At 42.9% G+C, this 26,162-nt stretch carries 23 protein-coding genes, 1 pseudogene and 1 other annotated feature; of the genes and pseudogenes, 12 read left to right on the top strand and 12 right to left on the bottom strand.

The genetic code is table 11. The annotated features are described in order from the left end of the window. Positions 1-8: 8 nt before the first annotated feature. From HFU86_RS09845 to HFU86_RS09835, 3 genes are all read left to right on the top strand, one after another. Positions 9-998, top strand: a complete 990-nt coding sequence (locus tag HFU86_RS09845) for an ABC transporter ATP-binding protein (RefSeq protein ID WP_036956515.1) — start codon at positions 9-11, stop codon at positions 996-998. Next, positions 995-1,993, top strand: coding sequence for a murein tripeptide/oligopeptide ABC transporter ATP binding protein OppF (oppF, locus tag HFU86_RS09840; protein WP_187129147.1), 999 nt, complete (start codon positions 995-997; stop codon positions 1,991-1,993). Before HFU86_RS09845 ends, oppF begins: the two co-directional genes overlap by 4 nt. Before the next feature lie 204 nt (positions 1,994-2,197). After that, a complete protein-coding gene (locus tag HFU86_RS09835) occupies positions 2,198-3,574 on the top strand; it encodes an SMI1/KNR4 family protein (protein ID WP_187129146.1) in 1,377 nt (458 codons plus the stop codon). A 61-nt stretch (positions 3,575-3,635) separates the two neighbouring features. On the opposite strand, the gene HFU86_RS09830 is transcribed toward HFU86_RS09835, so the two are convergent. Both HFU86_RS09830 and cls read right to left on the bottom strand, forming a co-directional pair. After that, the gene (locus HFU86_RS09830; RefSeq protein ID WP_132496009.1) at positions 3,636-3,968 is read right to left on the bottom strand and encodes an HI1450 family dsDNA-mimic protein; all 333 of its coding nucleotides are present in this window, start codon (positions 3,966-3,968) and stop codon (positions 3,636-3,638) included. Between the two features lie 39 nt (positions 3,969-4,007). Next, complete coding sequence (cls, locus tag HFU86_RS09825; RefSeq protein ID WP_036956524.1) at positions 4,008-5,468, bottom strand: cardiolipin synthase; 1,461 nt, start codon at positions 5,466-5,468, stop codon at positions 4,008-4,010. A 281-nt stretch (positions 5,469-5,749) separates the two neighbouring features. On the opposite strand from cls, the gene HFU86_RS09820 reads away from it, so the two are divergent. Then, positions 5,750-5,923, top strand: coding sequence for a YciY family protein (locus tag HFU86_RS09820; protein WP_132496008.1), 174 nt, complete (start codon positions 5,750-5,752; stop codon positions 5,921-5,923). Positions 5,924-6,048: 125 nt separating this feature from the next. Next, complete coding sequence (locus HFU86_RS09815) at positions 6,049-6,786, top strand: TonB family protein (protein WP_036956526.1); 738 nt, start codon at positions 6,049-6,051, stop codon at positions 6,784-6,786. A gap of 63 nt (positions 6,787-6,849) precedes the next feature. Here the strand turns inward: HFU86_RS09815 and yciA are convergent, their stop codons facing one another. Continuing rightward, entirely contained in the window at positions 6,850-7,275 is a 426-nt protein-coding gene (gene yciA / locus HFU86_RS09810; protein WP_006658727.1) for an acyl-CoA thioester hydrolase YciA, read from the bottom strand. A gap of 189 nt (positions 7,276-7,464) precedes the next feature. Continuing rightward, entirely contained in the window at positions 7,465-8,025 is a 561-nt protein-coding gene (locus HFU86_RS09805) for a septation protein A (RefSeq protein ID WP_132496006.1), read from the bottom strand. A 268-nt stretch (positions 8,026-8,293) separates the two neighbouring features. Here HFU86_RS09805 and HFU86_RS09800 point away from each other — a divergent pair, with 268 nt between their 5' ends. Beyond that, entirely contained in the window at positions 8,294-10,048 is a 1,755-nt protein-coding gene (locus HFU86_RS09800; protein WP_187129145.1) for a SulP family inorganic anion transporter, read from the top strand. 76 nt (positions 10,049-10,124) lie between these two features. Here the strand turns inward: HFU86_RS09800 and HFU86_RS09795 are convergent, their stop codons facing one another. Next, a complete protein-coding gene (locus HFU86_RS09795) occupies positions 10,125-10,880 on the bottom strand; it encodes a YciC family protein (RefSeq protein ID WP_132496004.1) in 756 nt (251 codons plus the stop codon). A 407-nt stretch (positions 10,881-11,287) separates the two neighbouring features. On the opposite strand from HFU86_RS09795, the gene ompW reads away from it, so the two are divergent. Continuing rightward, positions 11,288-11,935: an outer membrane protein OmpW gene (gene ompW / locus HFU86_RS09790; protein ID WP_036956531.1), complete on the top strand. Its 648-nt coding sequence runs from the start codon at positions 11,288-11,290 to the stop codon at positions 11,933-11,935. A 397-nt stretch (positions 11,936-12,332) separates the two neighbouring features. On the opposite strand, the gene trpA is transcribed toward ompW, so the two are convergent. The 5 genes and pseudogenes from trpA to HFU86_RS09760 form a co-directional block, all read right to left on the bottom strand. Next, entirely contained in the window at positions 12,333-13,139 is an 807-nt protein-coding gene (trpA, locus tag HFU86_RS09785; protein ID WP_132496003.1) for a tryptophan synthase subunit alpha, read from the bottom strand. Continuing rightward, entirely contained in the window at positions 13,139-14,329 is a 1,191-nt protein-coding gene (trpB, locus tag HFU86_RS09780) for a tryptophan synthase subunit beta (protein ID WP_036965791.1), read from the bottom strand. The genes trpA and trpB overlap by 1 nt, the downstream gene beginning before the upstream one ends. Before the next feature lie 54 nt (positions 14,330-14,383). After that, positions 14,384-15,760, bottom strand: coding sequence for a bifunctional indole-3-glycerol-phosphate synthase TrpC/phosphoribosylanthranilate isomerase TrpF (trpCF, locus tag HFU86_RS09775; protein WP_132496002.1), 1,377 nt, complete (start codon positions 15,758-15,760; stop codon positions 14,384-14,386). Position 15,761: 1 nt separating this feature from the next. Further along, a pseudogene (gene trpD / locus HFU86_RS19760) lies at positions 15,762-17,392 on the bottom strand (bifunctional anthranilate synthase glutamate amidotransferase component TrpG/anthranilate phosphoribosyltransferase TrpD). Then, a complete protein-coding gene (locus HFU86_RS09760) occupies positions 17,392-18,966 on the bottom strand; it encodes an anthranilate synthase component 1 (RefSeq protein ID WP_187129143.1) in 1,575 nt (524 codons plus the stop codon). The pseudogene trpD and the gene HFU86_RS09760 overlap by 1 nt, the downstream one beginning before the upstream one ends. Positions 18,967-18,992: 26 nt before the next feature. Continuing rightward, positions 18,993-19,094, bottom strand: a sequence feature (Trp leader region). 188 nt (positions 19,095-19,282) lie between these two features. On the opposite strand from HFU86_RS09760, the gene rnm reads away from it, so the two are divergent. From rnm to HFU86_RS09740, 4 genes are all read left to right on the top strand, one after another. Beyond that, positions 19,283-20,149, top strand: a complete 867-nt coding sequence (gene rnm, locus HFU86_RS09755; protein ID WP_132496000.1) for an RNase RNM — start codon at positions 19,283-19,285, stop codon at positions 20,147-20,149. A gap of 240 nt (positions 20,150-20,389) precedes the next feature. After that, positions 20,390-21,010 (top strand): L-threonylcarbamoyladenylate synthase, encoded by a 621-nt coding sequence (locus HFU86_RS09750; protein WP_036956539.1) that lies wholly within the window; start codon positions 20,390-20,392, stop codon positions 21,008-21,010. A 196-nt stretch (positions 21,011-21,206) separates the two neighbouring features. Beyond that, positions 21,207-22,124, top strand: coding sequence for a 23S rRNA pseudouridine(2605) synthase RluB (gene rluB / locus HFU86_RS09745; RefSeq protein ID WP_036956541.1), 918 nt, complete (start codon positions 21,207-21,209; stop codon positions 22,122-22,124). Positions 22,125-22,765: 641 nt separating this feature from the next. Further along, the gene (locus HFU86_RS09740) at positions 22,766-23,470 is read left to right on the top strand and encodes a hypothetical protein (protein WP_243698985.1); all 705 of its coding nucleotides are present in this window, start codon (positions 22,766-22,768) and stop codon (positions 23,468-23,470) included. A gap of 32 nt (positions 23,471-23,502) precedes the next feature. On the opposite strand, the gene cobO is transcribed toward HFU86_RS09740, so the two are convergent. After that, positions 23,503-24,093: a cob(I)yrinic acid a,c-diamide adenosyltransferase gene (gene cobO / locus HFU86_RS09735; RefSeq protein WP_036956545.1), complete on the bottom strand. Its 591-nt coding sequence runs from the start codon at positions 24,091-24,093 to the stop codon at positions 23,503-23,505. Between the two features lie 23 nt (positions 24,094-24,116). Further along, the gene (locus HFU86_RS09730) at positions 24,117-24,878 is read right to left on the bottom strand and encodes a YciK family oxidoreductase (RefSeq protein ID WP_132495999.1); all 762 of its coding nucleotides are present in this window, start codon (positions 24,876-24,878) and stop codon (positions 24,117-24,119) included. Positions 24,879-25,056: 178 nt separating this feature from the next. Between HFU86_RS09730 and sohB the strand changes: the two genes are divergently transcribed. Next, positions 25,057-26,103, top strand: coding sequence for a protease SohB (gene sohB, locus HFU86_RS09725; RefSeq protein WP_036956548.1), 1,047 nt, complete (start codon positions 25,057-25,059; stop codon positions 26,101-26,103). Positions 26,104-26,162 lie beyond the last annotated feature (59 nt).

The following is a 26,162-nucleotide window of genomic DNA, read 5'->3' as shown; positions in this document are numbered from 1 at the left end:
GCTAATTTATGGAACATTCAACACGCAAAAGCCCTTTATTATCAGTGCAGGATTTAAACGTCACATTTGCTACCCAAGATGGGGATGTGACCGCGGTAAATAAACTCAATTTTGAATTGAGTGCAGGGGAAACACTGGGAATTGTGGGGGAATCCGGTTCGGGTAAATCCCAAACTGCTTTTGCTTTGATGGGGTTACTGGCAAAAAATGGTCGTGTAGGTGGCTCCGCTATGTTTAATGGACGTGAGATTTTAAACCTCAAGGAGAAAGAGCTTAACCGCATGCGTGCGGAAGAGATCTCCATGATTTTCCAAGACCCTATGACCTCCCTCAATCCATACCTGAAAATCGGTACGCAGTTATCTGAAGTGTTGATGCTGCACAAAGGGATGAGCAAGAAAGAGGCTTTTGAAGAATCTGTGCGCATGCTGGATGCGGTAAAAATGCCGGAAGCTCGTAAACGCATGAATATGTATCCCCATGAGTTTTCAGGGGGGATGCGCCAGCGTGTGATGATTGCGATGGCGCTATTGTGCCAACCAAAATTGCTGATCGCTGATGAACCGACAACCGCATTGGACGTTACGGTACAAGCGCAGATCATGACCTTGCTGAATGAACTGAAGCAGGAATTTGATACCGCGATCATCTTAATTACCCACGACTTAGGGGTTGTCGCCGGTGTGTGTGACAAGGTACTCGTGATGTATGCGGGGCGCACGATGGAGTATGGTAGCGCGCGAGATATTTTCTATCAGCCATCTCATCCATATTCGCTGGGTTTATTAGCAGCAGTGCCACGCTTAGATGGTGATGATGATAACTTAGCCACGATTCCAGGCAATCCGCCAAACTTATTACGCTTACCAAAAGGGTGTCCGTTCTCGCCGCGTTGCCAATATGCAAACCAGCACTGTGTAGAGCAAGAGCCTCAATTATCCAGTTTTGCACAATCACGTTTACGTGCCTGCTTTAAGCCTGTGGAGGAATTAGTATGAGCCAAGAAAATAGGCAGGTGCTGCTGGAAGTCAATGACTTAAAAGTGCATTTTTCCATTAGAGATAAACAACAATGGTTCTGGCAGCCGGATAAAAGTTTAAAAGCCGTCGATGGGGTGACACTGCGTTTATACGAAGGGGAAACCTTGGGCGTGGTAGGGGAATCTGGCTGCGGTAAATCCACATTTGCGCGTGCATTAATTGGTTTGGTTAAATCCACTAGCGGCACGGTGACATGGTTAGGGCAAAACTTGCTCACCATGAACGACAAACAGTGGCGTACTGTGCGTAGTGATATCCAAATGATTTTCCAAGATCCACTGGCATCCTTAAACCCACGGATGACGATTGGAGATATTATTGCGGAGCCACTAAAAACCTATCATCCGAAGATGCCACAAAAAGAAGTTACTGAAAAAGTAAAGAAAATGATGATGCGAGTTGGCTTATTGCCGAACCTGATCAACCGCTATCCTCATGAATTCTCTGGTGGCCAATGTCAGCGTATTGGGATTGCACGGGCGCTGATTTTAGAGCCGAAATTGGTGATTTGTGATGAGCCTGTGTCTGCGCTGGATGTTTCCATTCAAGCGCAAGTGGTGAACTTACTGCAAGAACTTCAGCGGGAAATGAAGCTTTCCTTGATCTTTATTGCTCACGATCTTGCGGTGGTAAAACACATTTCTGACCGCGTATTAGTGATGTATTTAGGGCACGCCGTAGAGCTGGGGACTTATGATGAAGTGTATAACAACCCGCTGCACCCTTATACCCGCGCATTGATGTCTGCGGTGCCAGTACCGGATCCAGATAAGGAAAAAAATAAGCAAATTGAGCTGCTTGAAGGGGAGTTGCCATCGCCCATTAATCCGCCTTCAGGCTGTGTATTCAGAACACGCTGCCCAAGCGCTGATGCAGAATGCGCCAAAACCCGCCCATTACTCGAAGGAAGTTTCAAGCACGCAGTGTCTTGTTTGAAAATTGATCCACTGTAATCGGTAAGATTTGTGTTTTATTGTTGTATTAGGCTCCCTTTATCATTTATAAAGCGGAGCCTTTTTTATACGAAACAATTTTCAGAGAATTCAAACCTAATTGCTACTTAAAATAATCAGTTAGCTATGATATTAAAGGCAGCGAAATTAAAAGCGATGATATTAAAAATAAATAATTAAAACTTGATAGGACAGTAACCATTAATGAGTGACCACTTGCAGCAGATCCACCAAATACATCAAACATGGCAAGCCATCAACCAGCGTTATGCGGATGACCAAATTCAACGTATTCAGCAAAAACTCCCCCTTGCTAAGCAAATGGACAGCGATGAAGAGCTGTTCGGAGCGGACAGCCACCATTATCAGTTCAATCCACCTTTGGATATGGCACAGGTAGAACAATGGCAACGACGTACTGGCGTGCAATTACCCCAAGGATATGTGCAGTTTATGACGCAATTGGGTAATGGCGGTGCAGGCCCTTATTACGGTATAGAACGCTTTGAAGACAGTGAAAATCGCTATGATTCGGTGGCATTACCTTGCGTACTTAGCCCAACCATGAGCGATGAAGAGTGGCAAACACTCAGCTACTTAGCGGAAGATTGCAGTGATGAAGAGTACGATTCACGGGAAAATTTGCTTCACCAAGGGCTGTTTTACCTTGGCACTTGCGGCTGTACATATGACATCCTGCTGGTGGTGACGGGCAAATATGCTGGGCGACTGGTTTATACCCATGAATGGTGTGACTCACCAACACCGTATCAGTTTGCTTATGAAAGCCACTTTTTGGATTGGTATGAGCGCTGGCTGGATGAAATTATTCAGCAATATGATACAGGCTGGTTTGGGCATCGAATGGGCGGCAATGAAGCCACGTTATTCAACCTATTTCATCATGAGGATAATGAAAAGACGAAGCTGGTAGCACTAGAAGGACTGAAAAAGTTACCGTCATTATCGGAAAAGGGTATTGAGCAACTCACTCGTATATTAGATAACGAAACACTCAACGTTTACCATGTGAAGGCACTGGAAGTCTTAGCAAAATATTCCGTTGCTGCATCATCGGATTATTTAGCCCAAGCGCTTGAGAGCCAAGATCCTGCGCAAGTCACTCGTGGATTACAGCTGATTTATTGGTATCAAAAAGCGGATTTAGCGAAGTTTCAATCGGCTATTTTAGCCAAATTAGCACAGTGCGAACATGCAGATACGGTGAGCTTTGCGGGGTATATCCTCAAGGAGTTGCAAGCGGTCAAAGTGGAAGATTTCCAACACTTATTTAATCATGCGGATGGTCAGATTGCCGTCAGTGCGTTGTATGCGGCTTCCCATGATGTCAATTTTAGCCAAAAGGTTGCTAATTACTTTGAATATATGATTGCGGATAAGAGTGAAGTTGCATTAACCGCGATCCAAGCTGTCGCGCGTTCCCCTGAGTTTGTCGACGGGGTGGAACCGTATATTGTGGCGGCGTGGGAAAAATACCCATTAGATAAGAGTGACTATATTCGCAATAATCTGCGTCTCTATATTAAGAAGCATCACTTGCAGTTGGATTTAGCAGAATAAAGCTTAATAAAAGATGGGGAAATAAAAGGTGGGGGAATATTTCCCCCATTTTTATTTCTGCTTACTGTTTCCATTCGATATGTTGGAAAGGGTGCTTAGGGTTTCGGCTGATAAGAATTCGTGCAAAGATATCGTCAATCTCATCCTCTGAGCTTTTAGCAAGCCCGATCACCACTTCACTCATTTGCGCTAAAGGTAATCCTTGGGTGGCGAGAATATGCCAATCTTGACTAAATGGCACAATTTCAGCTGCGCCACACTCTTCAAACTGTAACGCGAAAATCACTTGGTCGGCAGGCTCTAAGTTATCCATCGCACCTTCAAGGAAAAGGTCATAGGCAATTTCAATGATTTCATCTTCATCGATTAAGTTAATACTTGGGTTCTGGCTCATGACGTTTTCCTAACGGTTAAGCAATGGTGATAATAGCTATCATAATAATGGGCTAAAGAAATAGCACAGACGCTCAATTACACGATTCCAGAACGGGCGTTGTTCCCATTCTTCAATATCTAAACGTGTAGAGCGAGCCATATAATCATACTGAACCAGCGTCAGATCGCTACCAAAACTTTTATCGTCTATCACGACCGTGATTTCAAAGTTCAGCCATAAACTGCGCATATCTAAGTTCACTGAACCGACTAAGCTTAATTCCCCATCAACACAGACACTCTTGGTGTGCAGTAATCCATCTTCAAACTGATAGATTTTTACGCCAGCTTCCAGTAATTCCGTGTAAAAAGAGCGGCTTGCCCAGCGAACCAAGAAAGAGTCATTATGGCGTGGCATGATGATACTGACATCAACGCCGCGCATAGCTGCGGTACAAATGGCATGCAGTAAATCATCACTTGGGACAAAGTATGGGGTCGTCATGATCAGCTGCTTACGAGCTGAGAACATCGCCGTCATTAATGATTGCTGAATAAGTTCTTCAGGGAACCCAGGGCCTGATGCAATCATTTGGGTGGTATGTCCGTTATCTTGCTCGAACGGCATGATATTACTATCTGGTGGTGGCGGTAAAATGCGTTGTCCGGTTTCCATCTCCCAGTCAAAGGCGTAGACAATCCCTAATGTGGTGCTTACCGGACCTTCCATACGGACTAAAATATCTACCCACTCACCGACCCCCGCATCTTGTTTAAAGTAGCGAGGATCCACCATGTTCATACTGCCGGTGTAAGAAATATAGTTATCAATCACAACGATTTTGCGATGCTGACGTAAATCCATGCGGCGCAGGAAAAAACGCATAAGGTTTACTTTTAGAGATTCGACAAACTCAATCCCTGCGGCACGCATTTTATCGGGATAATCACTGCGGAAAAAATGCCAACTTCCTGCGGAGTCCACCATAATGCGACATTTAACACCACGTTTTGCCGCATTGAGAAGGGCTTCGGTGACTTCATCGACAAGCCCACCTGGCTGCCAAATATAGAACACCATTTCGATAGAGTTCTTGGCATTATTAATATCATTGGCAATGGCTTTTAGTGAGTCTTCGCTGGTGGTCAGTAATTGAATGCGATTGCCTTTGACGCCTGCAATACCTTGGCGTTTCTCACACAGTTGGAATAATGGCTCCGCAACGGGGCTGTTATCATTAGCAAAAATGTGTTTGGAGAGACGTAGATTTTCCAGCCAAGTGGCAACCGATGGCCACATTTGATGGGCTTTATCGATACGACGTCGACCTAAATGGAGCTCACCAAATGCCGCATACGCGATGATCCCCACCAGAGGCAGGATATAAATGATCAGTAACCATGTCATCGCCGAAGTGACGGGGCGACGTGTGACGAGGATACGAACAGTAACCCCAGCAACAATTAACCAATACAGGAAAAACAGTAACCAACTCATTAAGGTGTAGACGGTTGCCATAATGGATAACAAGCCTCACTGACAGAGAGAAAAAGAGTCGAAAAAAGAAAATATGTCTTATTAAATATAGACTAAGAATAAACATACCAGAATTTAGTAAAAGTTCTGAATAAAAACTGAGTTAAATAGATAAAAGTGCAATTAATGACAAATTCAATGAATCTACCTCTCTTTTACGGGGTAAATTTCATCAACACTTTGATAACTTCCACTTGGTTCTCGTGAGCAAAGGCATATAATATTTCGCTGTTACGAACATACACCTGATAAGGATTAAAAAGATGAGACGCAGTAGGCAAGAAGTGGGTCGCTGGAGAATGCTAAGACAAGTCGTTCGCCGCCGTCGCCGTTGGTTAGAAAGACACTCTCGCCGCAATATGCACATTTATTCGCTCCGCAAAATGGACATCTATAAACGCCGTCATTCCCTGTTATTTACACAGTGGATTGAGTAAGGGTATTCACGTTTATACTCACATTTTTAACTTTGTTCGCTAAACCTTATTGAATATGATTGCTATTTGCATTTAAACTATTAGCCATATTCAATAAGTAAAACGGTGTAGGGTAAAAATTGCATATGCGTGGTATCAGACTGTTAGTGATCATTGCTGTTTCATTATCAATTCATGCGGGCTTGGCAATGGCATGGATTTTTAATCAACCGAAATTTCCTCAACCTGAGGAGCCAATCTCGATAGCAATGCTTTCTTTTGCTGAACCAGCCGCCACTCCACCAGCTGAAACACAGGCAGAGCCAGAGCCTGTGGTTGAACCTGAACCTATCATTGAACCCGAGCCTATTGTTGAACCAGCGATAGTCTTACCGCAGAAAAAACCAGAAGTAAAAAAGAAACCTGAACCGAAAAAAGAACCTAAAAAAGAGCCGAAAAAAGTTCAGGAGCCAGTTAAACCTGTTGAAAAACAACTGGCGATGAACAAAACGCCATCCACAAATACAGATACTACGCCAAAAGAAGTCACCAACACGCGCGGAACTGATACTAACGTCAAAAATAATGCAACAGCATCTAACCAATCCACAGGTCAGCGTGGTCCAAAAGCATTAAGTAAACAAGCACCTGAATACCCTGATCGCGCTCGTCGCTTAGGAAAAAATGGTTATGTGAAAGTACGCTATGACATCGATGAAGATGGGCGAGTGCAAAATATTGAGTTTGTTGAAGCTTCACCTAAAGGGATGTTTGAGCGTGATGTGAAGCGTGCAATGAACCGTTGGAAATATGAAAAGCTGCCAGCGAAAGGTTATACCACTGAAATTTATTTCAAAGTGGATGGCACAGTGAGCCAAGCTTAAATGCTAGGAAATATCGGGATCAAAAAAGGGCGCTTATGAAGCGCCCTTACTGTATATGAACGATTAAGCTTGAGGCTGCGAACTTTCTAATTCGAAGTGTTGCTTATCTTCAGGTAATGCACGAGGCGTATTGTCATCATTGACCGCCACATAAGTAAATACCGCGTCAGTAGCTTGATAACGCTGACCTACAGGATGGGTTGCCACTTTTTTCACCCACACTTCAATATTGATAGTGACGGAGCTTTTTCCTGTTTTTAAGCAGCGAGCATAACAACAAACAACATCACCAACAGCAACTGGTTTTTGAAATTTTATGCCATTGACTGCCACTGTTACTACGCGACCCAGAGCAATTTCTTTTGCTAAAATCGCGCCGCCAATATCCATTTGAGACATTAGCCAGCCACCAAAAATATCGCCATTCGCATTGGTATCTGAAGGCATTGCCAAAGTACGTAAAACGAGTTCACCGTTAGGTAATTGCATATCAAACTCTTTATTAAAAGGAATTAAACACTATGATTTTGTTGCTCATTTATAGCAAACAAACATAAGTATAGTAAACCGCTAGAGTACATCCAGTCACAGATAATTGTAACAAATCACTGTGATAGGCATAAAAAAGCTGCGAAAGTGCGCAGCTTAATTATCATCATAATAATCCGAAGAAATAAATTACTCTTCTGGCTTTTCCGCCTGAGGTTCTTTAGTCATGTGTTTGAAAATATATACCACGCTAAGGATCGTGAAAATTAAGGTACCAGCCGTCAATCCAAACACTTTAAAGTTGACCCAAACATTCTCAGCCATCCAATATGCCACGTAAATATTAATAACAGCGCAAGCAATAAAGAAAATACCCCAAGCGGTATTTAATTTTAACCAATAACTATCCGCTAATTTAATTTCTTGATTGCTGCCCAGCATTCTTTGGATGAGCGGTTTTTCTGTAAACCATTGGCTCGCAAATAGAGCAATACCAAAAAGAGCATAAATGATGGTGACTTTCCATTTGATAAAGTCGGCGCTGTGAAATAACACCGTTAACCCTGCAAATACCATCACAATCGCACAGGTGATTTTTGCCACTCTTTCCACTTTTTTATAAATGAAGTAAGTGACTAATAAGGAAATTGGGGTGGTTATCAGTAATGACTGACTAGCAACATAAATGTCGTATTGCTTATAGAAGAGAAAAAAGATAACCAAAGGAATAAAATCAATAAGTTGTTTCATAACAGTGGATTCAGATCCTTAATGTGAACATAGTCAGCTTAAATATAGTTAATTCAAACAGAGTCAACTTAAACATAGTGGCGTAGTTTAACTGATTTTGCGCAGATTGTTAAAAGTTTGCTCTCTTTTACCAAGAATTAAGCCTGCAAACCAATCAAATTTGCACTATTTTACCCTTATTTGACTTAGTCCTAGATAAACTTTAATAGTTCGGATATAAATAGTCTACACAAGAAATTAACTGATTAATTTTTAGAGATTTTTTCCCATGATAAAGGCGCGATTATTTAATCTGATGCCCGGTTTACAAACCTTTAGCCAATATCAGTTGGCGAACTTGGGACCGGATGTGAAAGCGGGGTTGTCGGTCGCCGCCGTGGCGCTGCCTGTGGCAATTGCTTATGCTGAACTCATGGGGATCAATGCCATTGTCGGACTATATGCTTGTATTTTACCGATGCTGATGTATGCATTGTTTGGAACCTCGAAACAATTAATCATTGGACCAGATGCGGCAACTTGTGCGGTGATCGCCGCTGCCGTTGCGCCCTTGGCGATGGGGGATGAGAATACCCGTTGGCAATTAATTATTGTAATGAGTTTAATGACGGGAATATGGTGCTTGATTGCGGCACGTTTTCGTCTGGGAATGTTTGCGGATTTTTTATCGGGGCCGATTTTACAAGGATTATTAAATGGGGTCGCGCTAACTATTATTGTCAGTCAACTAGGTAAAATTTTCGGTATTGATTCCCTTCCTTCCGGGTTTATTGAGCGTTTAGTGGCATTGCCGCTTGCGTTACCTGAAACTCATATTCCGACATTAACGGTGGCGGTGTTAACACTTACTGTGACGATGGTTATCAAACGGATACGCAGCAAGTGGCCATCACTGTTAATTGCGATGGTCTTGGCAACGAGCGCCAGCATTGTTTTCAATCTTGAGCAATATGGCATTAGCACCGTCGGTAATCTTGGTAATGGATTACCCTCGATAGCGGCACCGGATTTTAACCCTGGCTTATTGCGGGATTTGGTAACGCCATCCTTAAACTTGGCAGTTATCAGCTTTGTGAGCTTTATGATGACGGCGCGAAGCTTTGCCAGTAAAAATGGTTATACCGTGGATGCTGACCAAGAGCTCCGCGCCTTAGGCATGGCGAATATCGCTTCGGCATTATCTCAAGGTTTTGCTGTGAGTGCGGCCAGTAGCCGAACTGCTGTGAACGATATGATGGGCGGTAAAACGCAGATGGTATCGGTCATTGCTGCGCTCACTATTTTGGTGGTATTGCTGTTTTCAATGGATCTGCTGGGTTATATTCCGATGCCCGCATTAGGTATGGTGCTGGTGGTCTCGACATTTTCACTGATCAGCTTTCGCAGCATTTATGCAATGCGTAAACGTAACCGACAAGCCTTTTTCTTATGCGTTTTTACTTTATGCGCGGTGTTAGTGGTCGGCTTGATCAGCGGAGTGGGCTTTGCCGTGTTGTTAGGTTTGCTGCAATTTTTGCGGGTGATATTCCGCCCGACAGATCAGTTATTGGGTGTTGACGAGCAGGGTATGTTGCACTCAATGAACCCGGATAATGATATTCAGGCGGTTGAAGGCGTGCTGATTTATCGTTTTAACTCACCGCTGACCTATTTCAATGTGAACTATTTTAAAGATCGTTTAAATAAGCATATAGATAGCGAACGTAAACGTCCGGCGTGGGTCATTGTCGATGCAGCGGTCAGCTTTACCCATAACGATGTGAGTGTATTTTCGGCACTTAACGAGCTCGTGACGTCATTAAAAGCGAAAGGGGTCACGCTGGTGCTAGCAGGGCGACGGACATCCCTAAACCGTTGGTTATCACAAAATAAAATTAGTCGTTCTGATGATGATTTACTGGTGGTGCCAGATATCTATTTCGCTATCCGCTTGATCCAGAGTAAGCAGCATATTCAGCAAAAAAGTGTTGAAGAACGCAAGGAGAGCGAGGAAGGAACCGTCAATAGTAAGTTGTCAGAGTAATGGTATCGATAGGATGAAAAACAAAAGGGCGTCACTTTGAAGAGACGCCCTTTTTGATCATTAAATCTGTTTCTATTTATGAGTTTTTGCTGCTCAGCATATATAAACGGAAAAAGTAAATTAAGGCAAAAGCGGCAATCATGTTGTTGATCAGGAATGAAATACCATTGACCACAATGTGATTTAGTTGCAGGCTGCTTAACAGCATGCTGACTAACATTTGCGTTGCCATCCAAATTAAAATCATTGGGGCGGCGATACGCCAATTGGCAAATGCCAACTTCCAGCTTCTGCCCATGGCATTAAACGGATTCACTTTTTCATTCATTAAAATGGCAGGGGCAAGAGAAAAGCCAATCGCCAAAATCAGACCAGGAAGTACCATCAAGGTGATACCCAGCTGAATTAATAAGGAACAGATAATCAGCAGCAGGAACATCGCAGGGGCTTTAGGTAATGATGAAACTAATGCTTGAGTCCCGTTCACGGCTTCACCGCGAGATAAATTGGCGATATAAGAGAGCACGCCGCACATCAGGACCAAGCTTCCCAATGCTACGGATAAAATCAAGCCCATAGACACACGTAGAATGCTGTTTTTCTCATCTTCAGGTAAGTTCAGTACCCAATTCTGTAACCCAGCATTGCCCGCATCAAGTAGCTGGTTCTGCGCTTCAAGTAACACGCCAATCATCCGTTCATTAGGAATTAACATTGCGTAGACAATCACGCTGATTGCGGTGGCGATTAACACAATGGTGAAGAGGCCATTCAACTGGTTTTTAAAAAAGTTGATGCTGTCACGAAAGAGTGAGTTGGCCGAAATGGACATGTAACTGCTCCTATCTACAAACGGAATAAAAATTTGACGGTGATTGTAACTGAGTATCGGACGTATAGGTAGAGAAAGATAAGAAAAGTCTGGGAGTTAGCCTAAATAAGTGTGCTACACCATAAATGAGTGTATCACTATTAATAAAGAATAATCTTAAAGGTGTATTTTAAATATATATTTAAATCGTGATTTAATTAGCCATTAATATAAAATCATTTTTTATTTTAATAGTTATTTCATGAAAATTGATTCAAATCAAAATAGAAAAAACCAGTAATGGAATAATAAACTCAGCTTTATTAAGAAATATATAAATTAGCAAAAGATGTGATCTTGATTTGAATATTAAATTTAAGAATAGGCTATATTTTTGCTAAATAATAAACATAGGAATGGGATTGACAATGAAAAAACTCACTGCGCTTGTATTGGCTGCTGCAACTTTAGCTCCAGCGGCTTCATTTGCTCATGAAGCTGGCGACTTTTTATTCCGTGCAGGTACAGCTACTGTAAGACCAAATGTTGGCGGGGACGATGTTAAACTGGGCAATGCGAATTTAGGTCATTTTGATGCAAATAATAATACCCAATTAGGTTTAACTTTCGGTTATATGATCACCGATAATATTGGTGTGGAATTATTGGCAGCGACTCCTTTTGAGCATAAAGTTGGTACTGGCCCAACAGGAAATATAGCAACAGTTAAACACTTACCACCAACTCTGATGGCTCAATATTACTTCGGTGGCAAAGAAGATAAACTGCGTCCTTATTTAGGTGCAGGTCTGAACTATACGTTCTTCTTTGATGAGAAATTTAATAGTACTGGTAAAGAAGCCGGTCTGTCTGACCTAGACCTGTCAAGCTCTTGGGGCTTTGCAGCGCAAGCAGGTATGGACTACATGCTTGATGAAAACTGGATGTTAAACGCCTCTGTTTGGTGGATGAATATTGACACTGACGTTAAATTCAAAGCAGGTGAAGACCGCGTTAAAGTTGATACTCGTTTAGACCCATTTGTATTTATGTTTGGTGTGGGTTACCGCTTCTAATTTCTTAAGGACTTCGGCAAGTTTATTCTTGCTCGCTAATGGATTAGAAAGCAGTAAAGAAATCCGGGAATTTATTCCCGGATTTTTCGTTTTTAGAGAATAGAGAATATAATAAGCAGAAAACTCAATGTTAAATTAATTAAATTTTATTTAACATTAAGTTTACAATATCAAAAAAGACCAATAATCAGAGTGCAAAATTAATTTTATAATTAAATATCAAGATGGATATTTAAACTAAATTAGCCTGAGTAACTTTACCTAATATATTTTAAATATTATCCGCAAAGTGGAAATTTGACAGAAACCATTGAATGCATTAACGGCTATTTGAAATAAAAAAGCCATCAAAATATGGATGGCTTTCTGACACAATGAAGAAAATAAATTAAGGTAACTATTTTTGTGTGGCAGCTTTCATATTTGCCACAAATGCCGTTAATTTACTGAGCATTTCTAGTGGGTGCTGTAGGTTATTTTCAATGATTTTTACCACAGCAGAACCCGATATTGCTCCCGCAGCGCCATTACGAATCGCTTCAGTCACTTGAGCAGGCTCTGAAATACCAAATCCTTGAAGTGCAGGCGCTGCACCATATTGGGTTAATTTGCTCACTAAATGGGTTAATGGCATTTGCGCTCGCTGCTCTGTACCAGTGACGCCTGCGCGAGAGAGCAAATACGTATAACCTTGGCTATGTTCTCCAATCTCTTTTAGCAGTGCGTCATCCCCATTTGGTGGACAAATAAAGATTGGGGCGATGCCGTGGGCGATGGCTGATTCACGAAATGGCTTTGATTCACGCATTGGTACATCGGCAACTAAAACGGAATCTACGCCAGCTTGTTGGCAACGTTGATAAAAATAGTCGATCCCATTGGTGAAAACTAAATTAGCATAAACCAATAATCCTATCGGCATATCGGGGTGTTTGGCTCGAATACGCGCTAATAACTCGAAGCATAACGTCGGTGTGATCTCGCTTTTAAAGGCACGTAAATTGGCATTTTGAATTGTGGGACCATCCGCTAAAGGGTCAGAGAAGGGGATGCCAATCTCTAAGGCATCGGCACCTCCTGCAATTAATGCATCGACAATTTTTAAAGAAAGCTCGGCATCAGGGTCACCTAACGTGACAAAGGGAACAAAAGCGCCTTGGTTTTGTTGGTTTAAACGCTGAAAAAGTTGAGTATAACGCGTCATTAGATTTCCCCTTTGCTGGTCAAAATATCATGTACCGTAAAAATGTCTTTATCACCACGACCGGATAAATTGACAATTAACAACTGCTCTTTATTTGGATTTTGCTCTGCCATTTTGAGGGCATACGCTAATGCATGAGATGACTCTAATGCAGGAATAATCCCTTCTTTGCGTGACAGCAATTTAAAGGCGTTTAGCGCTTCATCATCGGTAATCGAAACATATTCAGCACGACCAATACTGTTTAAGTGTGCATGTTGAGGCCCCACAGAAGGGAAGTCTAACCCTGCTGAAATGGAGTAAGATTCTTCAATCTGCCCCTCAGAGGTCTGCATCATTGGGGATTTCATACCGAAATAAATTCCAACACGACCATGTTTTAACGGTGCACCATGTTGCCCCGATTCAATACCGTGACCGGCAGGCTCAACACCAATTAACCCGACGTTTTCTTCAGGAATAAACGAAGCGAACATACCGATAGCGTTGGAACCACCACCGATACAGGCGATCACCGCATCCGGTAGGCGACCTTCCTTATCTAAAATTTGCTGTTTTGCTTCATCACCGATCATGCGTTGAAATTCACGCACAATAGTCGGATATGGGTGAGGACCTGCCGCAGTGCCTAATAAATAGTGTGCGGTTTCATAACTGCCAGACCAGTCTCTTAGCGCTTCATTACAAGCATCTTTTAAGGTTGCAGAGCCGCTATGTACAGGGATCACTTCGGCGCCCATTAGCTTCATACGAAACACGTTTGGAGATTGACGCTCAACGTCTTTTGCACCCATGTAGATGCGGCACTTCATATTTAATAAGGCGCAAGCAAGGGCGGTAGCAACACCATGCTGACCCGCGCCAGTTTCAGCGATAATTTCATTTTTACCCATACGTTTGGCGAGCAATGCTTGACCCAACACCTGGTTGGTTTTGTGTGCGCCACCGTGGAGTAAATCTTCGCGCTTTAAATAAAGCTTCGTTTTGGTACCCGCCGTCAGGTTGCGGCACAGGGTTAATGCGGTTGGACGACCTGCATAATTTTTAAGTAGATCATGGAATTCCGTTAAGAACGCAGGATCATTTTGTGCGTCAATAAAGGCATCTTCTAGCTGGTTCAATGCTGGGATTAAAATCTCTGGGACATATTGCCCACCAAACTCACCGAAATAGGGATCTAATTTGCTCATTATTTATTATCCATTTTAAGTTTATATGTTCAGTATGATTAATATGGCTTTGCGCTAAATCGCCATGTGGGCTGATTTCAATGCATCAAAGACTTGGTTTAATTTTTGTTCGGATTTAATACCCGGTTCGATTTCAATGCCAGAGTTAAAATCAAGCCCATTGCAGATGAGTTGCGCGGCTTGTTGGCAGTTTTCAGGGGTAAGCCCGCCAGCCACCATTAGCTTGTGACCGCTATTTGTTGGTATTGATGACCAATCAAAGGTTTTTCCTGTACCGCCACCGCCGTTATCTAATAGCAGCAAATCAATTAATGCAGGGTCATAATCGGCGATTTGGCTATCAGCCATATTCAGCGCTTTCCAAATATGGCAATGTGCTGGCAGCATTTCACGTAATTGTGCCATGTAGGTATTATCTTCATCACCATGGAGCTGAACCGCATGTAACGCCAATTGTTGGGCAATATGCGCCACAAAATCCGCGGATTGATTACGGAAAACCCCCACAAATTTAAGTGGTGCAGCATGAATAATCTGCTTTGCTTGTGACAGCGTCACTTTACGAGGGGATTTTTCAGCAAAAATCAGTCCACCAAAGTTGGCGCCAGCGGCAAATGCGGCTTTAGCATCTTGTTCACGGGTTAAGCCACACACTTTATGCTCACCAATGAGAAGGTTACGCAGTGCTTGAGGTAAGTCCGCTTGCTCCATCAGGGCGCTACCAATTAAAAAGCCGTTAGCGACATCCGCAAGGCTTTGAATATGTTGATGTTGAAGAATACCTGACTCGCTGATCACCACAGTTCCTGCCGGTAAACGCGGCGCGAGTTGACGCGTACGATTTAAATCGATAGACATATCGCGTAGGTCTCGGTTGTTGATCCCAACCACTTTAGCTTTCAATGTTATCGCACGTTCCAGTTCTTCATCGTTGCTTACCTCAGTGAGAACGCCCATGTTCAGTTGGTGTGCTACATCGGCAAGGGCAAGATATTGTTCATCATTCAATACGGACAGCATGAGTAAAATAGCATCCGCTTGGTAATAGCGAGCAAGGTAAATCTGATAAGGGTCAACGATAAAATCTTTGCACAGAACAGGTTGTTTCACTGTGTTGCTAACAATCGTCAGGTAATCCATTTTACCTTGGAAATATTTTTCGTCAGTCAAGACTGAAATTGCAGAAGCATAAGGGGCATACATGCCCGCAATCACCGCGGGGTCGAAATCTTCACGGATAAGCCCCTTCGATGGAGAGGCTTTTTTACACTCTAAAATAAACACTGGGCGCTTCGCTTGCAGAGCTGAGTAAAAATTTCGTTGCGCAGGTTGCACTTCAGATTGAAAACTTGCCAGCGGTTGGCGTTGTTTGCGCTCAGCTAAATAGGCAAATTTATCATCCACAATCTTTTGTAATACAGTGCCTTTCATCTTAGTGCTCCCTTGCAGCTAGTGCCAGAACGCGGTCAAATGCTTTACCGCTACGAATAATATTGAGTGCATGCTCGCTGTTTTCTTTTAAATCTTCGTAACCATTAATACGTAACAACATGGCGACGTTTGCGGCGACAGCCGCCTCATGAGCTGCTTGACCATGACCTTGTAATAATTGCGTTAGCAGAAAACGGTTTTCATCTGGGGTGCCGCCTTCCAAATCTTTCAGTTGATAAGGCGCTAGGCCAAAATCTTCAGCTGTCAGAGTATATTGCTGAATTTCACCATTTTTTAATTCGGAAACATGGGTTGGTGCATGAAGTGAAACTTCATCCATCCCTCCACTATGTACCACAGCTGCACGGGTAAACCCAAGCATTTGCATGGTTTTTGCTACTGGCTCAACCAATGAATCCTGATAGACGCCCACTAAGGCTAACGGTGGGCGAGCTGGGTTAATTAATGGGCCCAGTACATTAAATAAAGTACGGGTTTTTAATTGGCTACGTACCGGTGCGGCATGGCGGAATCCACTGTGATATTGCGGCGCAAATAAGAAACATAAGCCTAACTCGTCTAACGCATCACGGGCGCTTTGAGCGCTTAGATCTAAGGCAATGCCAAAGGCAGCGAGTAGATCCGATGAACCTGAGCGACTGGAAACGCTGCGGTTGCCGTGTTTCGCGACTTTGATCCCGCATTCTGCCGCTACAAACGCGCTGGCAGTGGAGATATTAATACTGTTTGCGCCGTCCCCTCCTGTGCCGACAATATCACTAAATTGATAGTCAGGGCGTGGGAAAGGTTGGGCATTTTCTAAGCATGCCAATGCAGCACCGGCAATTTCTTGTGGCTGTTCGCCACGCATTTTCATGCTGATCAAGACGGCAGCAAGTTGGGGCTCAGTGAGTTCACCTTGAATAATCGCGTTAAATAAATATTGGCTCTCTTGTTGAGTTAACGCTTGCGCCTTAAATAATTTATCGTAAATGTTTTGCATGATTGGCTCTCTGTGTCCCATTAGTGCGAATGTGATGTTGTTTTGTTGGGGGAAGAAAGCGCCCATGCCACCGTGTTTTCTAACAACAATTTTCCTTGGGTGGTTAAGATGGATTCGGGGTGAAACTGGAATCCACACACTCGCTGTTCATCATTGCGTACCGCCATGACCATGCCATTGGATTGTGCACAAATCGTTAATGATTCAGGAATTTGGCTACCCACTAAAGAGTGATAACGTGCCACTGAAATAGGGTTTTCTAAGCCTGCAAACATAGCTTGTTCATCGTGGGTTGCCATTGATGCTTTGCCATGTAAAATTTCACCCGCAGGGGAAACCGTTCCACCATAAGCTTCAACGATAGCTTGATGCCCTAAGCAGATGCCAATCACTGGAATGGTGCCTATTACTGATTTAAGTACTTCCGGCATACAGCCCGCGTCACTTGGCTTTCCTGGACCCGGTGAAAGGACTAAAATCGCATCATCGAGCTGATTCAGTACAGATAAAACATGCGCTGCATTAACGGTGTTGCGGTAGATCACTACGTGATGACCGCTGGCGCGTAATTGGTCGACCAAGTTGTAGGTGAAGGAGTCGACGTTATCGAGTAGTAAGATATTAGCCATTAAAATAACTCCTCAACTTGGTGGGCTTGGGCAATAGCGCGGATCACTGCGCGGGCTTTATTACGAGTTTCGTCGGCTTCACCTTGTGGAGATGAGTCGAGGACAACGCCGCCGCCAGCTTGAACGGTAGCAATGCCGTTTTCGACATATGCGGAACGAATAACGATGCAGGTGTCAAAGTCACCTTTCCCATTAAAGTAACCCACTGCGCCGCCGTAGGAGCCTCTGCGCTCTTTTTCACATTCCGCGATCAGTTGCATCGCTTTGACTTTCGGCGCGCCTGTTAATGTCCCCATATTCATACACGCTTGATACGCATGGAAAACATCTAAATCGCTTCGTAAAGTCCCCACAACATGGGAAACTAAGTGCATGACAAAAGAGTAGCGGTCAACTTTTGTCAGGTTGGCAACATAGCGGCTGCCTGCTTCACAAATTCGCGCTAAATCATTACGTGCTAAGTCTACTAACATAATGTGTTCTGCCAGCTCTTTTTCATCGGTACGCATGGCCAATTCAATGCGGCTATCTAAATCTAAGTCGATATTTCCTTGCGCATTGCGTCCACGAGGGCGGGTACCTGCAATTGGGTAGATTTCCACCACGCGAGTTTGTTTGCTGTATTTCAAGGCGCTCTCTGGTGAAGCGCCAAACAGGGTAAAATCGTTGTCTTGCATATAGAACATGTACGGGCTTGGGTTTTGCGCCTTAAGTTTTTGATAGGCAATCAGCGGTTGAGCACATGGCATACTGAATTTGCGTGATGGGACGACTTGGAAAATATCACCGCGGTAGATAGCTTCTTTTAAGGTATTGACGACACGTCCATATTCTTCATCATTTTTATTGATAGTAACGCTGAAGTTGTTTTGTTCACCCAAAGGTAATGCTGGTAAGTAAGGGCGGCACGCAACGATAATTTCGCTGTGACGCTGCTGTACTTGCGCAACAATATGGGTGTCTGCGGTAAATAACAGGCTTTTTAAACGCGCTGCTTGGTTTTGATGGTCTATCACTAAATAGTGTTCTGCAACGAAAAAGCAGAAATCTGGGCATTGGTTTGTGGCAGTCACTTCCGGTAATGCTTCAAAATTTGCCACTAAGTCATAGGCGAATAATCCGCCCATAAACAGGATTTCTGGTCTTGGGAAATGGGCTTGTGCAATTGCTGGCAATGCGCGTAATACATCCAAGCATGAAGCACTTTTTAAACGGCTATCTTCATCTAATTGGCTTTCTGGTTGAGCAAAGATGACGGTCAGATGATTTGTGGTTAAATCGCGAGAAATCGCTTTCTCGGCTAATTGTAGATTAATTAAAGGTAATAGGGCTTGACCATTTTCAGTTAACGCTTCAATTTCAACTCGTTGACCAAATGCACGGATGCGTAATGCGCTGTCGATGATTAATAAGCTTTGTAAATTGGCTTTGTTGTTGACTTCAGCCGACTCTAACAGCATGGTAGCGGCTTTATTCTGGCACAGGTGATTAAATAACAACGTAGGATCCGGTTGATAGTTAATTGGGCTATCCAGATGATTAAAATGTGCTAATGTGGTGTTTTGTTTGTTCATTTTGCTGCCTTAAGCTAATTTTAGACGTAAAAAAACCCGCTGGTTGAGGGCGGGTTCGGCACTGAGGCATTAACAATTTATGCGCGTGCGGCTTCCGCCCAATTTGGGAAGTCGCGCCACCAACGATTTGATAAATTGAAAACAGTCATACATGCCTCACTGGATAAACAAATTAAGTTTTAAATGCTTTTGCATACTAATTCTTTTGAATACAACAAATCTTGCGTACTAGTAAACTGGATCGCGCGATTGATGTCAATAGCTGTTTGTATTTATTTTTAATTTTCGTTAAGTCGAAAAGGGAGAAGGTAACAATATGTCGCAAGATTCGACGCCAATAGTGACTCGCTATGACTTACATAGCCATACGAATGCATCAGATGGAGAATTGCCTCCCGCTGAGTTAGTCGAACGTGCGATAGCAATGGGTGTGAATATTTTATCAATTACGGATCATGATACTTGTGATGGCTTAATTGCTGCCAAAGCGTATCTTGCTGACAATCCACGTCCATTAACATTAGTTAACGGGGTTGAAATATCCACCCTGTGGGAAAATATTGAAATTCATATTGTTGGGCTGAATTTTTCACCGAGCCATCCTGCGATGGAAACGTTACTCTCGCAGCAATCACAACGCCGCCTAGACCGCGGGATTGAGATAGGTCGTCGCTTGCAAAAGGCAGGGATTGAGGATGCGTGGGAAAATGCCCAAGCGATTTCAGGTGGCGGCCAGGTCACTCGCGCGCATTTTGCACAGTACATTGTCAAAATTGGCAAAGAGAAAACCATCAATAATGTGTTTAAGCGCTATCTTGCGAAAGGGAAAACTGGCTATGTGCCTGCGCAGTGGTGCAGCATTCAGGAAGCTGTGAATGCTATTCATCTATCTGGCGGTGTCGCGGTACTGGCGCATCCATCAAAATATCAATTATCGAATAAATGGCTTAGACGCCTGATCGAACACTTTAAAGCCTGCCAAGGGGATGCGATGGAAATATCTCATTGCCAGCAGCCGGCGAATGAGAAGCGATTTTTAGGAGAGTTGGCACAAGAGGCTAACTTGAAAACTTCTGTTGGGTCAGATTTCCATCGCCCTTGTTCGTGGATTGAGTTAGGGCGGAATTTATGGCTTCCTGATGATGAGCAAGCGGTTTGGACCCTCTGGGATAAAGTGAATTAATGGAAAGCTAAAACCTCTTAGTTTGTAAGAATATTACCTAATTCGTTGATGGATCACGGTTTGGGTGTAAAATAGTCTGTATATGAATTATTTTGTTGAGTCACAATATTATTTGATGAAAATATTATTGTGACCGTTGTGTTTTCTAAGCGCCGTTTTGTTTTGTAAGAATAGATAGATAGTGCCATTTTTAGGTCGTTCACCGGATGATGCTGTCGATACTCAACTATAGAGGTCACTATGAGCCAGTTTTTTTATATCCATCCGGACAACCCTCAGGCAAGGCTAATTAGCCAAAGTGTTGAGATCCTGAATAAAGGCGGTGTTGTCGTCTACCCGACAGATTCAGGTTATGCCATTGGTTGTCGTTTAGAAGATAAAAATGCCCTAGAGCGTATTTGTCGTATCCGGAAATTGGATGCGAACCATAACTTTACCTTGATGTGCCGTGATCTATCCGAAATCTCAAATTATGCCCATGTGGATAACACCGTATTTCGTTTAATCAAAAACAATACGCCGGGTAATTACACCTTTATTTTAAAAGCCACCAAAGAAGTGCCTCGCCGTTTGATGAACGAAAAGCGTAAAACTATTGGGTTACGTGTACCATCAAACCCAATTGCCCGTGATTTATTGGAAGCAGTGGGGGAGCCACTTATGTCCACCAGTTTGATTTTACCGGGCGATGATTTTACTCAATCTGATCCAGAAGAAATCCGCGATTTACTGGATAAACAAGTGGATTTAGTGATCCACGGTGGTTACATCGGGCAAAAACCAACCACGGTAATTGATTTTACTGATGACACTCCGGTTGTCGCTCGTGTCGGAACTGGCGACCCAACCCCATTTGAATAAGCCAATCTTCCTTGAAAATTCATTCTTTCAGGGAAGACGATTAGTCATAGGGGATCACAATAAACCTGTGTATAATGCGCAGGTTTTCAAATTCATCACTTTTTGCCGATGACACAAGACTTGTTAATTGAGCGAGGCTTGTTTTAATAGCGCAAGAAGCTATTTGACGCCTGTGAAGGCGACAGCTGAGGATCTCATGAGTTCTAAACCGCAACAAACTGAAAAGCTACAAAAAATTCTTGCCCGTTCAGGGCATGGTTCCCGCCGAGAAATCGAAGGCCTATTGAAAGAAGGCCGCATTAGTGTTGATGGCAAAATGGCAACATTGGGTGATCGTGTTGAAGTCAAAGCCTCCACAAAAATTCGTCTTGATGGTCGTGTCTTAGCGATAAAAGAGCCAGAAAAAGAAATTTGCCGCGTGATGGCATACTACAAACCGGAAGGGGAATTGTGCACACGCCATGATCCTGAAGGTCGTCCAACGGTATTTAACCGTTTACCAAAACTGACCGGGGCTCGTTGGATTGCTGTAGGGCGTCTAGATGTGAACACCAGTGGTTTATTGTTATTTACAACCGATGGTGAATTAGCTAACCGCTTAATGCACCCAAGCCGTGAAGTGGAACGCGAATACGCAGTACGTGTATTTGGTGAAATCACGGATGCAAAAATTCGTCAGTTAACCACTGGCGTGCAATTAGAAGATGGTCCGGCATCCTTTAAAACTGTGTCGTATCGCGGTGGTGAAGGGATGAACCAATGGTATAACGTCACTTTAACCGAAGGTCGTAACCGTGAAGTTCGTCGTTTATGGGAATCTGTTGGTGTGCAAGTGAGCCGCCTGATCCGTGTTCGCTACGGAGATATTGATTTACCAAAAGGTTTACCACGTGGTGGTTGGACTGAATTAGGTTTAGAGCAAACTAACTATTTAAGAGAGTTAGTTGAACTGGATGTTGAAACAGAAAGTAAAGTGTCTGTTGAGCGCGATCAGCGCCGCATCAAAGCTAACCAAATTCGCCGTGCGGTGAAACGTCACACTCAAGTGGCATCTCGCCCAGCAGCGAAACGCCAAACTTCACGCCCAACTGCTAAGCGCCGCACTCGAATCTAATTATTTTAACGTTATTCGAATGCTTTAAAATGAAGGTTATGGTATTTACCATAGCCTTTTTTTATTTCAATTTAATAGAATAGCGAAATGTTCTGTCATTCTGTTTGGTCATTTCAATAATTCATTCAACTTTGATTTTCCTAAAAATCGATTCATTCGGAATTTTATTTTCGAATAATATAAATAAGCCATCCCAATCTTAAATTATTATTTACTAGGCGTCTTTTTTTGACTAGAAAATGATAAAGTTAAAAAAGGTTGTGTTATTCCACTTATTACTTTTATTTCTTTGTTATTTAGATATTTAAAACTTAAAATACGCCAATATGGAGTTTATAAGGCATCTGTCACATTATGAGGCTTTTATATTGTACAACTCTTCTATCTAAACTATTTTTATCATAATGAAAAAATAAAAGGTTTTAATGTTTATGTTATGTGCAAAGTCGATGAAATATATAGCACTATTGAGTTTCGGCATAACAAGTTGTGATGTTTATCAACCACATACATCTGAAAGTGGGCGGTTCTTTTTTAGTAATGACTCATCGGAAAATTATTCTTTCTTTATTGATAATAAACTGATGGTGATCCCGAAAGCATCAGTGGGTAGTCTGTATTTAAAGCAGGGATTACATTCCATGACAACCGAAGAAGGTCAGCACATTTATTTTATGATTTACCCAGGTAATAAAGGAGGGATATTAAATCCCCAAAAGCATCTTTATTATTCTTACAGCTTTGTATACGGCAATAATGGAATTCCTTCTGTTCATAATCAAACTATACAGGAATTAACTGTTGGTGAATACCAAGTGAAAGGAAGAGTTGAGAGTAGTGATGATATCATTATTGATAATAACGTATTCAACTGTGATTACCCGGTCGGAACGCGGATCCCTGATGAATTAAATTCGCTAACAACAGTCAGCAAAATAAAAACAAAATGTTTTTCTTATTCAGAACTCATTACGGCGATTTCGTCGGATGATAAACAAATGACGCAACTGGTTGTGCGTCAAAATGAGCCAGTGCAAAACAATACGGTAAGTTTAACATTTGACTATCCAGTCACACTCCCTGCTTTTGAAGATCAGCAAATTCAGCAGTATGCGGTGAAGGTGAATACGCTGATTCAAGCGTATCGAGGATCCGCTGACCCAGAAAAAAAACAGAACTTTTATAATCAATACCATGTAGCCGTATCGAATATGGCGGAGCGCTATAGCCAATGGGAGACAGGGGATAATTGCCTTGAGGAGCGACAAAAATATTTGCAATTCTTATCACAAACTGCCGCCATTTTTAGTGCTGGGGTTTTAAAACTGGATGTAACACCGAAGTAGCTGGTGGCAGCTAACTAGCATGTTACCAAAGGCTACCAGTCAATTCCTTTTTGCGCTTTGATCCCTGCATCAAAAGCATGTTTAACAGGGCGCATTTCTGTCACCGTATCGGCAAACTCTAATAGATCACGGTGGCACCCACGGCCTGTAATAATGACGGATTGATTTTCAGGACGGCAACTTAATGCATTCATTACTTCAGCAAGAGGAAGATAATGGTAACTGATCATGTAGGTCAGCTCGTCGAGGATCACCAAGTCATATTGAGGGTCTTGCAATAATTCCACTGCATGTTGCCAAGTTTCAAGGCAAGCTTGTGTGTCAGTCTGCTTGTTTTGCGTTTCCCAAGTAAACCCGGTGGACATCACATAAAAGGGGACGCCGTGAGGCTCTAAAAGATTGCGTTCGCCATTATCCCAGCCACCTTTAATAAACTGGACAACGGCTACTTTTTTGCCATGACCGACAGCACGACAAGCGGTACCAAATGCTGCCGTCGTTTTTCCTTTTCCATTGCCAGTGAAGACAATCAGGATCCCGCGCTCCAGCTGGGCTGCTTCAATTCGCTCATCCACTTTTTGCTTTAAACGTTGTTGGCGTTCTTCGTGTCGGTCTTGGCTCATAGCTTGCTCCGTTTCGGTCGAGTTTAAGCTTTAATCGGTTTTAAATTAGGCTGAGCGTCTACGCTGGTTCCTGTTTGCTCGGCGCTATCATCACCCATTAAGTATAGATAAGTCGGCATGATATCGGCAGGTGTTTTTAGGGTCATTGGATCTTCACCGGGTGCTGCGCCTGCACGCATAGCGGTACGAGTGCGCCCAGGGTTAATACAGTTAATACGTAATCCAGTGCCTTGATACTCATCGGCTAAGACTTGCATTAAACCTTCAGTCGCAAATTTTGAAACGGCATAAACACCCCAATTCGCGCGTCCTTGTTTACCGACACTTGAACTGGTGAAAATCAGCGATGCGTGAGGGGCTTTTTCTAATAAAGGAAGTAATGCTTGTGTGAGCATGAAGCCCGCATTGACGTTAACTTGCATGACGTCATGCCAGAGCTGAGTGGGTTGTTCACTGATTGGTGCGATATTTCCTAGCAAACCTGCGCTATGTAATACGCCATCTAAGTAAGGGTGTTGTTTGGCAATATCGTCAGCGATAGCTTGGCAAGTTGCCTCTGTTGCAGTCAGTAAATCAATCACATAGGTTTCTACGGATGCACCGGTAGAATTAATAATTTGCTGTTTAACCGCCCCTAATTTTTGTGGGTTACGGCCTAATAAAATGACGGAGGCGCCAAAGCGTGCATACGTTAATGCTGCTTCTTGACCAATCCCGTCGGTAGCACCGGTAATTAAGATAGTTTTACCATTTAAAAGATCTTGTCTAGGCTGATAATGAAGCATAATTTTTCCTATCGTCTTGAGTCGCGTTGAAGGTTATCATCGCGTAGATTGCACGGGAGGGCAATTTACCACATTTGTTTCATGTCTGTGGTTATTGATAACAGTTTTTTTACTGGTTGTTTGTGAACAATCATGCGATCATTTTTTTATTAGCGTTAAATATTAGAAGGATCAACTTGTGGAGTATTTCTCTTTGTACGGACTGTTTTTAGCAAAAGTGGTTACCATTGTGGTCGCGATTGCTGTGATTGCAGTATTTGTATTTGGCGTAGGTATGAGACGTCAAGGAAGTAAAGGTGCATTAAAAATTACTGACCTAGGCGAAAGTTACCGTGAACGCCAACGTCAAATGCAGCAGATCAAAATGAATGATTCTGAGCAAAAAGCGTGGTCAAAGGCATTTAAAAAGCAGGAAAAAGCCAAGTCTAAAAATGAAAAAGCCGGGGCGAAAATGGGGCAAACTGCCGTCAAAAAGCCTTGCTTATATGTCTTAGACTTTAAAGGCAGTATGGATGCGCGTGAAGTCAGCTCTTTACGTGAGGAAATCAGTGCAATTCTTGCAGTTGCAGATCAGCAAGATGAAGTTTTATTACGTTTAGAAAGCCCTGGTGGTTTAGTCCATGGCTATGGCTTAGCTGCTTCTCAGTTGATGCGATTGAAAGAGAAAAATATTCCGCTGACAATTGCAGTTGATAAGGTAGCGGCAAGCGGCGGCTATATGATGGCGTGTATTGCGAATAAAATCGTTGCGGCACCGTTTTCTATTATAGGCTCTATTGGTGTTGTCGCTCAGGTTCCAAATATTCACCGATTATTGAAAAAGCACGATGTGGATGTGGAGCTGCACACCGCAGGGGAATATAAACGTACACTGACGATGCTCGGTGAAAATACAGAGCAGGGACGTAAGAAATTTGTTGAAGATCTGAATTCAACTCACGAACTGTTTAAAGATTTTGTTCATCAAAATCGCCCATCCCTTGATATTGCAGCGGTGGCAACAGGCGAGTATTGGTATGGAACACAAGCGCTAGAGAAAGGGCTCGTTGACCAAATTGGTGTTAGCGATGATTTGATCATTAACGCAATCGAAACCAAAGAAATTATCAGCATCCGTTTTGTGATGAGCAAGAAAATGGTCGAGCGTTTTACCAGTAGCGCGGCAGAGAGTGCGGATAAGCTATTATTACGCTGGTGGCAGCGTGGACAAAAGCCGCTTTTATAAAAAAAAACATAATGTTCATTGAATATTCATGACACAATATTTATGTTGGACTACCCTTA

Origin of the sequence: Providencia sp. JUb39, assembly GCF_012272845.1 — a bacterium.
Taxonomy (GTDB): Bacteria; Pseudomonadota; Gammaproteobacteria; order Enterobacterales; family Enterobacteriaceae; genus Providencia; species Providencia lanzhouensis.
Note: the sequence above shows the minus strand (reverse complement) of the source record. Positions and strands in the feature narration are given on the sequence as shown.